Raw genomic sequence first — 12289 nt, 5'->3', positions numbered from 1 at the left:
TAGCGCCCCGCCGCTGCGGTGACACCCATCTAGGCGGCGACAGACAAAGCGTCAAACGGTTTTTGCAGAAAAGTTGCACATTTTCGACAACACCGCGTCAGAAGGCTCGTGAGCGCCCGAAAAGGGCACCTAGCGAACCCAAGATGACTCACTTCACCCCGCCGCCGAGCGAACGATAGGGTCGCAGTTGCAGATAGTGGCCGTAAGCTGTGACACGCCTTCTAGCCCGCTGCCTTTATGGCTGCCGAGATCAAGCCTGCACCTACAATATACCTATGAGACGTTGGTGACAGCGACCGGGTACTGCCGACGCTTACCGCGTCGGGACTCTTCCCAGGAACAAGGAAGGCGCTGCGCTACCATGCCTCAGCCGCATGCTACCGCAGATGTCGGGTCTAAGGCTGGTTGGTTTAATAAACGACACCAGCAGAGGACTTGGCGGAGAGGGTGGGATTCGAACCCACGGTACCCGTGAGGGCACGCCGCATTTCGAGTGCGGTACATTCGACCACTCTGCCACCTCTCCGCGAGGTCCTTCGAAGCCGGCGGTTGAGCCGGTGAAGCGGTCGGAGCGCGGCCTCTAGCGATGCCGTAGGCGCTGTGCAAGCGCTTCGTTCACGTTACCTGAGCGAAACATCACCTTGCTGTTATAAGATGCTGTTGTGCCATTATCGCAGGACACTATCTTGATGGCGATGAACGACCCTGCGCACGCCGTTACCGCACCTGCATCCAACCAGCCGATCGCACCGCCCGTCTCGCATGCGCGCTTCTCAATTGGCGACGTTGTCCGGCATCGTATGCTCGACTTCCGAGGAGTGGTGTTCGACGTCGACCCCGTCTTCGCCAACACCGATGAATGGTATGACGCGATCCCTGAGAGCTTTCGGCCGCGCAAGGACCAGCCGTTCTACCACCTGCTGGCCGAGAATGCCGAGTCGAGCTACGTCGCCTACGTCAGTCAGCAGAACCTGGTACATGACGACAGTGACGAGCCCGTCGAGCACCCAGCCATTGCCGGACTGTTCGACCGGTCGGCCGACGGTCGCTACGGATTGAAGAGTCAGCACCGCCACTGAACAACATCGTCAATGGGCGGCGAAATGCCGCTGCACGGTTGACACCAAAGCCGCCTTTAATTAGCTGCGCGCTTTCTTCCGCGGGGTCTGCCCCGGCGGGCATAGACATATGGGAAGTGAAAAGAGCCATGTTCGCTATCGTGCGCACGGGCGGCAAGCAGTACCGCGTTGCCGCTGGAGACAAGATCGTCGTCGACAAGATCGACGGTGATGCCGGGGCGTCGATCACGCTCGGCGACGTGCTGCTCGCGGGCGAAGGTTCGGACCTGAAGCCGACCGACGGCCTGTCGGTCGCGGCGGAAATCATTGCGCAGGCGAAGGCGGATAAGGTCATCGTCTTCAAGAAGCGTCGTCGTCACAACTATCGCCGCCGCAACGGCCACCGTCAGCAGCACACGATCCTCAAGATCGTGTCGATCGGCGCGTAACGAACAGCGGCTCGAAGGAGTTTATTCGAAATGGCACATAAGAAAGCAGGCGGTTCGTCGCGTAATGGTCGTGACTCGGCCGGTCGTCGCCTCGGCGTGAAGAAGTTCGGTGGTCAGGAAGCGATCGCCGGCAACATTCTCGTGCGTCAGCGCGGAACCAAGTTCTACCCGGGCCGCAACGTCGGCATCGGCAAGGATCACACGCTGTTCGCACTCGTCGACGGTCGCGTGGTGTTCCACGAAGGCAAGCTCGGCCGTAAATTCTGTTCGGTCGACATGCCGGCGATTGCCGCCGAGTAACATTGGGCAGCCATCCGGGTTGCCCACCAGGGTGACCCGAGTGCCGTGCGGCACCGAACCAGAAAAGGGAGGCGGGTCACCCGGCTCCCTTTTTTCTTGCGCTCCCTCCATCCCTGTCGCGGGCACGTCATTCAATCGTGCTTGTGGCCTCGGTCGAGGAGAGCGAAACCGTGTTCGCGCTGACGAGAAGATTGACGCTGCGGCCTGGCTGGCCGGAAGATGCCCCTGCCCTGTCGGAAGCGATCGGGCATGAGCCGGTCGTCCGCAACCTGGCGCGCGCGCCCTGGCCTTACACGCTCGGCGATGCCGAGCATTTCCTCTTGTTGCCGCGCACGCCGCACCAGCCGCGTTTTCAGATCATGACCCGCGGCGAGAACCGGCTGATCGGCGGTATCGAGCTGATCGCGCTCGGTGCAGGCGTCCACGAGCTGGGCTATTGGCTCACACCGACCACTTGGGGTCAGGGCTTCGCTACCGAAGCAGGGCGCGCCGTTATCGACATCGCGCGCCACGCGCTTGGTGGCGAACGCCTCGTCGCGCGCTACATGATCGACAATCCCGCCTCGGGACGCGTGCTTCGCCGGCTCGGTTTCGCCGAAACGAGCCGCGGACGCTTGTTCTCGGTAGCGCGGAACGCCGAGGTCGAGTGTGTCGAACTTGCACTCGACCTGGCCGAGCCATGCGCGCCGCCGATGCCGATTGCAGCGTAACGGGGCAGCAGCGTTGCCTTGTTCACCGATATGGCGGATCACGCCGCCATGAGTATCACGCCCCTGCGCCGTCGCTTGAGCCCGGAAGAATCGCGTGAGGCCGCGCTGGAGGCCGCGCGCGGGTTGCTGGTCGAGGTCGGTCCGCAGGCCGTGACGCTCAAGGCGGTGGCGAGCCGGATCGGGCGCACCCATGCCAATTTGCTGCACCATTTCGGTTCGGCCGACGGACTGCAAAAAGCGTTGATCGCGAGCATGGCGCGCCACGTCGTCGGCACGATCAAGTCGGCGGTGCTGCGCGCACGCGAGCGCGAGGATCCGGCCGAGGTCGTCGACCTCACATTCGACGCGTTCGGCAAGAACGGCGCGGGCGCGCTCGCCAGCTGGATGATCCTGTCGGGCAACGAGGATGCGCTCGACCCCATACTGGACGCGATCCACGACCTGGTGGACGAATTGGCGCAGGACAGCGATCCCACCATGCCGATCCGCGAGGAAACGTTGCAACTCGTGCTGATGGCCTTGGGTGACGCGCTGCTGGGAGCACCGATGGCGCGCGCGCTCGGCCTGCCGCGCGACAAAGCGCGCGAGCTGGCGCGAACCATGCTGCTGGCGGATCGTGGTCACCGACCGGCGCTCTAGCGAGCTCGCGCACACCGGGTCGCTTTAACGATGCGGACGCGCTAGGCAGCGCGCCATGCATTTCCTCGATCAGGCAAAGATTTTCGTCCGCTCGGGCAGCGGTGGCCCCGGTGCTGTCAGTTTCCGGCGCGAGAAATTCATCGAATATGGCGGCCCCGATGGCGGCAACGGCGGCAAGGGCGGCGACATAGTGTTCGAGGCCGTCGCCGGGCTCAACACGCTGATCGACTTTCGCTACACCCAGCATTTCCGGGCACCGCGCGGCCAGGGTGGATCGGGCAGCAACCGCACCGGTGGTGGCGGCGACGACCTCGTCATCAAGGTGCCGGTTGGGACCCAAATACTTGCTGATGACGATGAGCGCACCTTGCTGGCAGACCTGACGAAGGTCGGCGAGCAGATCGTTTTCCTGCGCGGCGGGGACGGCGGACGCGGTAATGCGAGCTACAAGACCTCGACCAACCGTGCGCCGCGCCAGCACGGCACCGGTTGGCCGAGCGAGGAAGCCTGGGTGTGGCTGCGGCTCAAGTTACTGGCAGATGCCGGGCTCGTTGGGTTGCCCAATGCCGGCAAGTCGACCTTCATCAATCAGGTGACCAACGCACAGGCGAAGGTCGGCGAGTACGCCTTCACCACCACCCGTCCGCAGCTCGGCGTCGTACGGCACAAGAGCCGCGAGTTCGTGCTCGCCGACATTCCCGGCCTGATCGAGGGCGCGGCGGACGGCGCGGGGATCGGCGATCGCTTCCTCGGCCATATCGAGCGCTGCCGCGTGCTGCTCCACCTGATCGACGCCAACGATGCCGACGTGGCGGAAAGTTATCGCATCGTGCGCGAGGAGCTGTCGGCATACGGCGGCGGGCTCGACGAGAAGCCGGTGGTGGTCGCGCTCAACAAGATCGACACGCTCGACGACGAGCTGATCGAGGCGCTGTCGGCCGAACTCGAAGATGCGAGCGGGGCTGAGGTAATCCCGATCTCCGGCGTCAGCGGCACGGGCGTCGACTGGGTGCTCGACAAGCTGCTGGAGGCGATCCCGTCCGCCGACAGCCCCGTCGACGACGATGGCGAGGAGGACGCAGTCGAGTGGTCGCCGCTGTGACGGTGGTGGCTACAGGCCCGCGATGGTACGGAACGCGTGCTTGCCTCATGGTGCGCTCACGGTAACATTTCCGCTGCGATGTCGCTCTTTCCGCCCTCCTCCTGCACGCGGCTGATCGTCAAGATCGGCTCGGCGCTGCTCGTGGCGCCCGACGGCGTGGTCAGGCGCGCGTGGCTGGCGAGCGTCGCTGCCGACATTGCGGCGCGGCACGCAGCGGGTCAGCAGGTCGCAATCGTCTCCTCGGGCGCGATCGCGCTCGGCGCGCGGCGACTCGGCCTGAGCAAAGGGGGTCGCGCCAGCCTGGAGGATGCGCAGGCCGCCGCCGCAACCGGTCAGATTGCACTTGCCGGCATCTGGGCGGAGTTGCTGGGCGCCGCGGGGCTTACCGCGGCGCAGATGCTGGTCACGCTCGGCGACCTGGAGGATCGGCGGCGCTACTTGAACGCCGCGGCGACACTCGACCGATTGCTTACGCTAGGCGTCGTACCGGTGATCAACGAGAACGATTCGGTCGCCACAGAGGAGATCCGCTTCGGCGACAACGATCGACTCGCCGCGCGCGTAGCGCAGGCGGCGGGTGCGTCCGGTGTGGTCCTGTTGTCCGATATCGACGGGCTGTACGATCGCAATCCGGCGCTGCCTGGTGCGAGCCATGTCGCTCGTGTGGAGCGGATCGACGCGAAGATCGAGGCGATGGCGGATACGGGATCGACTTCGGGCATGGGGTCGGGCGGCATGGTCAGCAAGATCGCCGCCGCGCGGATCGCCAATACCGCGGGCACGCATCTGGCGATCGCGAGCGGTCACGCGGAACACCCGCTCTCCACCACGGGCCGTCACACGCTGTTCGTGGCCGAACGCAGCGCCCCTGCCCGCAAGGCGTGGCTGGCCGGCGGACTGACCGCCGCGGGCACGATCCATGTCGACGCTGGTGCCGCTCAGGCGCTGGCGTCTGGCAAGAGCTTGCTTGCGGCCGGCGTAACGCGAGTCGAAGGGCGGTTCGTGCGCGGCGATCTGGTGACGATCGACGCCGATGGTGTGACGATCGCGCGCGGCCTGAGCGAATATGATGCAGCGGAGGCGGCACGGTTGGTCGGGCGGCGGAGCGAAGATCATGCCGCACTGCTCGGCTACGCACCGCGCGCCGCGCTCGTCCACCGCAACCACATGGCGCTGCTGTCGGCCAGCGGCCAAGGAACTCTGCGATGATTCTCGCCATCACCGGCGCGACCGGTTTCGTCGGCAGCCACCTCGTCGATCAGGCGCTCGCCGCCGGTCACCAGGTGCGCGCGATGACCCGGCGCGAGCAACCCGCGCGCGACGGCCTGACCTGGGTTGCGGGCAATCTGAGCGGACCTGGCGCGCTGGTCGAGGGTGCTGACGCGGTGATCCACGTTGCCGGCATCGTCAACGCCGCCGACCGTGCGGGGTTCGTCAGCGGAAACATCGACGGAACGCGCAGCATGATCGCCGCCGCCAACGACGCCAGCGTGACCCGCTTCATCCACGTCTCCTCGCTCGCCGCGCGCGAGCCGCACCTGTCTGATTACGGCTGGTCCAAGCTGCAGGCCGAGCGACTGGTGCAGTTGAGCGGGCTGGACTGGACGATCGTGCGCCCACCCGCCGTCTTTGGTCCGCGCGACCATGAGATGCTGGAACTGTTCCGCTTCGCGCGGCGCGGCATCGTCCCCCTTCCCCCACGCGGCAACCGCATGTCGGTGATCGCGGCGGACGATCTCGCGCGGCTGCTGCTGACGCTCGCGATCGGCGACGGTGCGCACCATCTGATCGTCGAGCCGGACGACGGCCGTCCCGGTGGCTGGGACCACCGCGACTTCGCGCGCGCGATCGGCCGTGCGGTCGGGCGTCGCACAATTCCCCTGTCGATGCCGGGCACGCTGCTGTCGGCGGGCGCACGGATCGACCGCATGTTTCGCGGAGCCCGTGCGAAGCTGACGCCCGACCGCGTCGGCTATTTTCGTCATCCCGACTGGGTGTCGCACGCCCTTCCCTCGCCAGCCCTGTGGCGCGCCGAGCACGACACGCAGCGTGCGCTTGCCGACACTGCCGAATGGTATCGCGCCAACGACTTGCTATAGCGCCGCCCAAACCCGGCCTTAATCATCACGCATCGGACTTTGCATGAGCGACCGCGACCAAATCTTCGGGACCGTCCAGGCCCAGATCGAACCCTTCAACAAGAAGGGCGTGACTGTCACCGACGCGACCACCTTCCAGGGCGACCTCGAATGGGACTCGCTGACCGTGATGGATTTCGTCGCCGCGATCGAGGACGAGTTCGACATCATCATTACGATGAACATGCAGGCCGAGATCGAGACCGTCGGTCAGTTGGTCGACGCCGTGGCGCGATTGAAGGCGTAAACATGACCGAGACCGGCCCGCAGCCCGAAGCACGCTCCTTCGACCCCGCGCCGGTCGCACCGGAGCGCGACCTGTTCTCCAAGTTCGACGCGCTGATCGCCGAGCGCGAAGCGTTGCTCGACACCGGCGTGCGCGACCCCTTCGGGATCGTGATGGACGAAGTTCGTTCGCCCACCGAGGCGGTGATCAAGGGCCGCGAGACGATCCTGCTCGGCACCTACAATTACATGGGCATGACGTTCGACGCCGACGTCGTCGCCGCCGGCAAGCGCGCGCTCGACCAGTTCGGCAGCGGCACAAACGGCAGTCGGATGCTGAACGGCACCTTCCGCGACCACGTCGACGCCGAGGACGCGTTGCGCGAGTTCTACGACGCCGACCACGCGATGGTATTTTCCACCGGGTACCAAGCCAATCTCGGGATCATCTCGACCATCGCGGCCAAGGGCGAGTACGTCATTCTCGACGCCGACAGCCACGCCTCGATCTACGATGGATGCAAGATGGGCGACGCCGAAGTCGTGCGCTTTCGCCACAATTCGGTCGAGGACCTCGACAAGCGACTCGGGCGCTTGCCGAAGGAGCCGGGCAAGCTCGTCGTGCTCGAAGGCGTTTACTCAATGCTGGGCGATATCGCCCCGCTCAAGGAGATGGTTGCTGTCGCCAAGAGGCACGATGCGATGGTGTTGGTCGACGAAGCGCATTCGATGGGTTTCTTCGGCGAACACGGCCGCGGCGTGTACGAGGATCAGGAACTGATCCTGGGCGAGGACGTCGATTTCATCATCGGCACCTTTTCCAAGTCGGTCGGCACCGTTGGCGGCTTCTGCGTGTCGAATCATCCGAAGTTCGAGGCGATGCGCCTCGCTTGTCGCCCCTACATCTTCACCGCCAGCCTGCCGCCATCGGTGGTCGCCACCGCGGCGACCTCGATCCGCAAGCTGATGCACGCGCACGAGAAGCGCGGGCGCTTGTGGTCGAACGCGCGCAGGCTCCACGCCGGATTGCGCGACCTTGGCTTCACGCTCGGCACCGCACAGGCAGATTCGGCAATCATCGCGGTGATCCTGGAAGATCAGCAGCGCGCCGTCGGCATGTGGCAGTCGCTGCTCGACCAAGGGCTCTACGTCAATGTCGCGCGTCCGCCCGCGACGCCGTCGGGCACGTTCCTGCTGCGCTGCTCGCTGTCGGCCGAACATAGCGACGCGCAAATCGACCTCATCACCGACATGTTCGCCGCCGCGGGGCGCGCGACGGGCGAGATCGACTGAGGCGACCCGCGCCAGCTTTGCACCGTTGATGCGTTGAGGTACAAGCGTCGGTCGTGAGCGGCTTTGGTGCAGAACGCCTGCGAGGGCTGATGGCGGCTTGGCGTACCGTGACGCTGGTCGCGATGGCGATCGCCGGCGTGGTCGTGCTGACGGCAATCGTGATCACGCTCGGCGAAGCCAACCGGCAGCGCGACCGCGCGCTCGCCGCGCAAAGCCACAGTTACGACGTCATGAACCTCGCTCGGGCATTACAGGGGACGATGGCGAAGTCGGAAGCGTCGCTCGGCCGTTACGTCATTTCGGCCGATCAGCAACTCGGGCAATCCTATTTCGATGACTGGCGCCGCGCCGGCGAGAATGTTGCACAGCTTCACCGGTTGACCCACGACAATGCCGGGCAGCAGCGCCGCCTCGCCCTGCTGGAACAGGCATTCCGCGCGCGCGGTGCCGAATTAGCGGCCACGGCACTTGCGACCAATTACGGCAAGAATGGCCAGGCATTGTCGCGCTTCTACCGCGATCGGACCTCATCCTCGCTGGAGGCGATCAACGCTGCGCTCGACGGGCTGATCGCCGACGAGCGCGCACTGCTGCAACGCCGTACCTCGCAGGCGATGACCTCGGTACGGCAGTCGACGGCAGCGGCCAAGATCCTGTCGATCTTCGGCGTCCTGCTCCTGCTCGGCATGATCGCGCTCGGCTGGCTGACGATGCGCGCGCTGGCCGATCGCGGGGTGGCGCAGGCCGAGGCTGCCGCCGAGCGTCAGCGCGCAGACGATCTGGCGGATGCGGTTGCCGCCGCCACTGACGAGCTTCGCGTGCAGGAAGCACGGTTGCGTCAGGTTCAAAAGATGGAAGCGGTCGGCCAGTTGACGGGCGGCATCGCACACGACTTCAACAACATGCTGGCGATCGTCATCGGCGGCCTCGAACTCGCCCGTCGCGGCCTGCTCGCGGGAAACCGCGATGTCCTGCGCCACGTCGATAGCGCGAGCGAGGGCGCGACACGCGCCGCAGCGCTTACCCGGCGCCTGCTGGCGTTTGCCCGCGAAACCGCGATCAATCCCGAGTGCATCGACGCCGCCCGCCTGTTCGACGGGTTGAAGGACCTGCTCGATCGCACGCTAGGCGACGGGGTGACGGTCGTGATCGATGACGCGAGCGACGGCTGGTGCGCGCGGGTCGACCGCGTGCAGTTGGAGAACACGCTAGTAAATCTCGCGGTCAATGCGCGAGACGCGATGGATGGACGCGGCACGCTGACGATCGCCGCCTCGGCGCGAACCTTGACGACGCCCAGCGAACATGGGTGCGCGCCGGGCGATTACCTAGTCCTCGCGGTCACCGACACCGGTCACGGCATGAGCGACGCGGTGATCGAACGCGCGTTCGAGCCGTTCTTCACCACCAAGCCGGTCGGCAAGGGAACGGGACTGGGGCTGAGCCAGATCTTCTCCTTCGCCAAACAGGTCGGAGGCGACGTGACCATTGCGTCCCAACTCGGTCACGGCACCACCGTCACGCTGTTGCTGCCGCGCGAGGCCAAAGACCTGGGCACGGCCACCGAGCAGATCGCGCCGACAACGGAGGCGCACTTTGACCGAGGCGGCTCGCTGTCCATTCTGGTCGTGGAGGACGATCCACGCGTGCTCGCGGCCACGGTTGAGGCATTGGAGGAACTCGGCCACTGCGTGGCCCAGTGCAACGATTCGCTTCGCGCTGCGGCCGTGCTCGACAGCATGCCACGACCCGATCTGCTCGTATCGGACGTGCTGATGCCGGGGCTGACCGGACCGGAGATGGTGGCGGCGTTCGATGCGCGTTTCCGCAACATGCCCGTTCTGTTCGTCACCGGGTTCGCTGGCGACGCCGCGCAGACCACCGATCTCGCCAACCGCCCCGTATTGCGCAAGCCGTTCACGCTCGCCGCGCTCGAGCGTGCGGTGCTCTCGGCAACCCGGTGCGAAGGACCGCACGCCATCGCTGCCGAGTGACGTGCGGAGAACAGGTGACGGCTTCCGCCGGCCTGCTATAGCCGACCGCTCCCCGTCGTTCTTGCGAGGCCGCGTCGCGCGCACATGAAATCGATCGACCGCTACATGGCCCGGCTGATCGCGCTGCCATTGTTCTCCACCCTGTTCATCGCCGCGATGCTGCTGATTCTCGATCGCATCCGGCGCTTGTTCGATTTCGTCGCGACGCAGGGTGGGCCGGTGAGTGTCGTGTGGAAGATGCTCGCCAACCTGCTACCCGAATATCTCGGGCTCGGCATTCCAATCGGACTGATGCTGGGCGTGCTGCTGGCGTTTCGCCGCATCGCTACGTCGAGCGAGCTCGACGTGATGCGCGGTGTCGGCATGAGCTACGCGCGGCTGCTGCGCGTACCCTATATATACGCGATCGTGCTGGCGGCGGCGAACATCGCGATCGTCGGCTACGTGCAGCCGATCGCGCGCTACAATTACGAGAAATTGCGCTTCGAGCTGCGCACCGGGGCGCTCGGCGCATCGGTCAAGGTCGGCGAGTTTACCCATCTGGGCGATCGCATGACGATGCGGATCGAGGGTAGCCGCGACAAGGGACGGCAATTGTCGGGCATCTTCGTTCACGCACGCACGCCCAAAGGCGACTGGGTCGGCGTCACCGCGGAAGGCGGACAGTTCCTCGCCACCGACGATCCCGACGTCATCATCTTTCGGCTGACCAATGGCACGCTGATCCACAACCGCGCCGACTTCCCGACGCCGCGCACCCTCTCCTTCTCGTCGCATGACCTGCCGATCGACCTGCCCAAGTTCGAGAGTTTTCGCAGCCGCGGCGGCAAGAATCTGGAATATACCATGTTCCAGCTCGCGCGGCTCGGCCATCACGCTGGCACAGAGGAACAGCGCGACAGCAGCCGCGCCGAGTTCCATTTCCGGCTGGCGGAGGTGGTCTCGATGTTCCTGCTGCCGCTGCTCGCAGTCGCGCTCGGCGTGCCGCCGAAGCGATCGACTTCGGGCCTGGGCGTCTTCCTGTCGATCGTGATGGTGGTCACCTACCATAAGGTGAACCAATACGCGCTCTCGATCGGTGAGCGCGGCGCGATTGATCCCTTGATCGCCATGTGGGTGCCGTTCCTGGTTTTCGCAGGATTGATTGTCTGGATGTACTATACCATCGCGCACGTCCCTGGCGGACAGCCGATCGGCGCGCTTGAACGCTTCTTCTCCAAATCGTGGAAACTGATCGTCCGCTACCTGCCGGGCCGTAATCGTCGGGGAGCAGCGGCATGAAGGGCTTCTTCCCCTCGCGCACGGTCGCTTTCTACATGGCGCGGCTGTTCCTTGCGCGAACCTTCGGCATCCTGGCGGGTCTTGTGCTGGTGCTGCAAGCACTCGACCTGTTGAGCGAGTCGGGCAAGATCCTGGCGGTCGCGGGTAACGGCGACGCGGAGGTATGGCGCTACGTCGGGCTGCGCCTGCCGCAGATCGTCGCCACGTTCCTGCCGTTCTCGGTGCTGCTGGGTACCATCCTGACGCTGATCACGATGAACGCGAACAGCGAAGTGATCGCGCTTAAAGCGGCCGGCCTCTCGGCGCATCAGTTGCTCGCACCGTTGATCCTGGCCAGTCTGGGTGTCGCGGCGATTACCTTCGTCTTCACTGATCGCGTGGTCAGCCGTTCCACCGCGACGCTGACGCAGTGGCAGCGCGTCAATTACGGACCGCTACCAGTCGATCGCGGCGAACGCTCCAACGTCTGGGTCCTCTCCGGCCAGGATCTGATCCAAGTCGATCAGATCAAAGGCCGCGGCGATCAGGCGCAACTCGGCGGCGTGACCGTTTATGTCCGATCGGCGAGCGGAGGTCTGCGTGGGCTGCTGACGGCGCCCAACGGCCGACGTGCGGGTGATGGTTGGCGCATCTGGCCGACCAAGCGGTTCGATGTCGCGAGCGGTCGCGTAACGATGGAAGGCGCGCAGATCGTCGGGCGCGGCGTGCGTACCGACCAGTTCACGCTCGCGACCGTCGACGCAGACAGCCTATCCTTCGGCGCGTTGCGCAGCGCGATCGACGACTTGCAAGAAGCCGGGCGCCCGGTGAAGGCGCTGGAAGGATCGCTGTGGCACAAGCTGTCCGCGCCGCTGTCGTCGATCCTGATGCCGTTGCTGGGTGCTGTCGCGGCCTTCGGCATCGCGCGATCGGGTCAATTATTTGTGCGCGCAGTAATCGGCATGGGCCTGGGATTCGCGTATTTCGTCGCGGACAATTTCGCACTGGCGATGGGCAATCTGGGTGCCTATCCGCCGTTCCTTGCCGCCTGGGCGCCGTTCCTGCTGTTCCTGCTGATCGGCGAGGCGGTGCTGCTGCGCACTGAGGAATAAAAATGGCGG

13 protein-coding genes and 1 tRNA gene are annotated in these 12289 nt (G+C 65.3%); 13 read left to right on the top strand and 1 reads right to left on the bottom strand.

Annotated features, from left to right (window positions below; all coding sequences use genetic code 11):
• Positions 1–436 precede the first annotated feature (436 nt).
• Positions 437–526: transfer RNA gene (locus tag HRV97_RS08340), tRNA-Ser, on the bottom strand.
• Positions 527–695: 169 nt separating this feature from the next.
• Here HRV97_RS08340 and hspQ point away from each other — a divergent pair.
• The 13 genes from hspQ to lptG all read left to right on the top strand — a co-directional run bounded on the left by hspQ (position 696) and on the right by lptG (position 12280).
• On the top strand, positions 696–1079 hold the full coding sequence (gene hspQ, locus HRV97_RS08335) for a heat shock protein HspQ (protein WP_174193819.1): 384 nt from the start codon (positions 696–698) through the stop codon (positions 1077–1079).
• Between the two features lie 128 nt (positions 1080–1207).
• A complete protein-coding gene (gene rplU / locus HRV97_RS08330; protein WP_174193818.1) occupies positions 1208–1507 on the top strand; it encodes a 50S ribosomal protein L21 in 300 nt (99 codons plus the stop codon).
• Positions 1508–1537: 30 nt separating this feature from the next.
• Positions 1538–1807, top strand: coding sequence for a 50S ribosomal protein L27 (gene rpmA, locus HRV97_RS08325; RefSeq protein WP_174193745.1), 270 nt, complete (start codon positions 1538–1540; stop codon positions 1805–1807).
• A 137-nt stretch (positions 1808–1944) separates the two neighbouring features.
• Complete coding sequence (locus HRV97_RS08320; RefSeq protein ID WP_343044463.1) at positions 1945–2517, top strand: GNAT family N-acetyltransferase; 573 nt, start codon at positions 1945–1947, stop codon at positions 2515–2517.
• Positions 2518–2565: 48 nt separating this feature from the next.
• Positions 2566–3156 carry a TetR/AcrR family transcriptional regulator gene (locus tag HRV97_RS08315; protein ID WP_174193744.1) on the top strand — a complete coding sequence of 197 codons (591 nt, stop codon included), beginning with the start codon at positions 2566–2568 and terminating at the stop codon, positions 3154–3156.
• Between the two features lie 55 nt (positions 3157–3211).
• The gene (gene obgE, locus HRV97_RS08310) at positions 3212–4258 is read left to right on the top strand and encodes a GTPase ObgE (protein WP_174193743.1); all 1047 of its coding nucleotides are present in this window, start codon (positions 3212–3214) and stop codon (positions 4256–4258) included.
• A gap of 78 nt (positions 4259–4336) precedes the next feature.
• Positions 4337–5467 (top strand): glutamate 5-kinase, encoded by a 1131-nt coding sequence (gene proB, locus HRV97_RS08305; RefSeq protein ID WP_174193742.1) that lies wholly within the window; start codon positions 4337–4339, stop codon positions 5465–5467.
• A complete protein-coding gene (locus HRV97_RS08300; protein ID WP_174193741.1) occupies positions 5464–6357 on the top strand; it encodes an NAD-dependent epimerase/dehydratase family protein in 894 nt (297 codons plus the stop codon). The genes proB and HRV97_RS08300 overlap by 4 nt, the downstream gene beginning before the upstream one ends.
• Before the next feature lie 43 nt (positions 6358–6400).
• Positions 6401–6643 carry an acyl carrier protein gene (locus HRV97_RS08295; protein WP_174193740.1) on the top strand — a complete coding sequence of 81 codons (243 nt, stop codon included), beginning with the start codon at positions 6401–6403 and terminating at the stop codon, positions 6641–6643.
• 2 nt (positions 6644–6645) lie between these two features.
• On the top strand, positions 6646–7914 hold the full coding sequence (gene spt, locus HRV97_RS08290; protein WP_174193739.1) for a serine palmitoyltransferase: 1269 nt from the start codon (positions 6646–6648) through the stop codon (positions 7912–7914).
• A gap of 89 nt (positions 7915–8003) precedes the next feature.
• Positions 8004–9908 carry an ATP-binding protein gene (locus tag HRV97_RS08285; RefSeq protein WP_174193738.1) on the top strand — a complete coding sequence of 635 codons (1905 nt, stop codon included), beginning with the start codon at positions 8004–8006 and terminating at the stop codon, positions 9906–9908.
• An 84-nt stretch (positions 9909–9992) separates the two neighbouring features.
• Positions 9993–11189: an LPS export ABC transporter permease LptF gene (gene lptF / locus HRV97_RS08280; protein WP_174193737.1), complete on the top strand. Its 1197-nt coding sequence runs from the start codon at positions 9993–9995 to the stop codon at positions 11187–11189.
• A complete protein-coding gene (lptG, locus tag HRV97_RS08275; protein WP_174193736.1) occupies positions 11186–12280 on the top strand; it encodes an LPS export ABC transporter permease LptG in 1095 nt (364 codons plus the stop codon). The genes lptF and lptG overlap by 4 nt, the downstream gene beginning before the upstream one ends.
• The last annotated feature ends 9 nt before the right edge of the window (positions 12281–12289 follow it).

Origin of the sequence: Sphingomonas hominis, assembly GCF_013328205.1 — a bacterium.
GTDB lineage: Bacteria > Pseudomonadota > Alphaproteobacteria > Sphingomonadales > Sphingomonadaceae > Sphingomonas > Sphingomonas hominis.
Note: the sequence above shows the minus strand (reverse complement) of the source record. Positions and strands in the feature narration are given on the sequence as shown.

Bases quoted from the DNA above. Each gene is read 5' to 3' on its own strand.
- spt (WP_174193739.1), top strand. From the start codon at position 6,646: ATGACCGAGACCGGCCCGCAGCCCGAAGCACGCTCCTTCGACCCCGCG.
- lptF (WP_174193737.1), top strand. From the start codon at position 9,993: ATGAAATCGATCGACCGCTACATGGCCCGGCTGATCGCGCTGCCATTG.
- proB (WP_174193742.1), top strand. From the start codon at position 4,337: ATGTCGCTCTTTCCGCCCTCCTCCTGCACGCGGCTGATCGTCAAGATC.
- obgE (WP_174193743.1), top strand. From the start codon at position 3,212: ATGCATTTCCTCGATCAGGCAAAGATTTTCGTCCGCTCGGGCAGCGGT.
- HRV97_RS08295 (WP_174193740.1), top strand. From the start codon at position 6,401: ATGAGCGACCGCGACCAAATCTTCGGGACCGTCCAGGCCCAGATCGAA.
- hspQ (WP_174193819.1), top strand. From the start codon at position 696: ATGAACGACCCTGCGCACGCCGTTACCGCACCTGCATCCAACCAGCCG.
- HRV97_RS08285 (WP_174193738.1), top strand. From the start codon at position 8,004: ATGGCGGCTTGGCGTACCGTGACGCTGGTCGCGATGGCGATCGCCGGC.
- rpmA (WP_174193745.1), top strand. From the start codon at position 1,538: ATGGCACATAAGAAAGCAGGCGGTTCGTCGCGTAATGGTCGTGACTCG.
- lptG (WP_174193736.1), top strand. From the start codon at position 11,186: ATGAAGGGCTTCTTCCCCTCGCGCACGGTCGCTTTCTACATGGCGCGG.
- rplU (WP_174193818.1), top strand. From the start codon at position 1,208: ATGTTCGCTATCGTGCGCACGGGCGGCAAGCAGTACCGCGTTGCCGCT.
- HRV97_RS08300 (WP_174193741.1), top strand. From the start codon at position 5,464: ATGATTCTCGCCATCACCGGCGCGACCGGTTTCGTCGGCAGCCACCTC.
- HRV97_RS08315 (WP_174193744.1), top strand. From the start codon at position 2,566: ATGAGTATCACGCCCCTGCGCCGTCGCTTGAGCCCGGAAGAATCGCGT.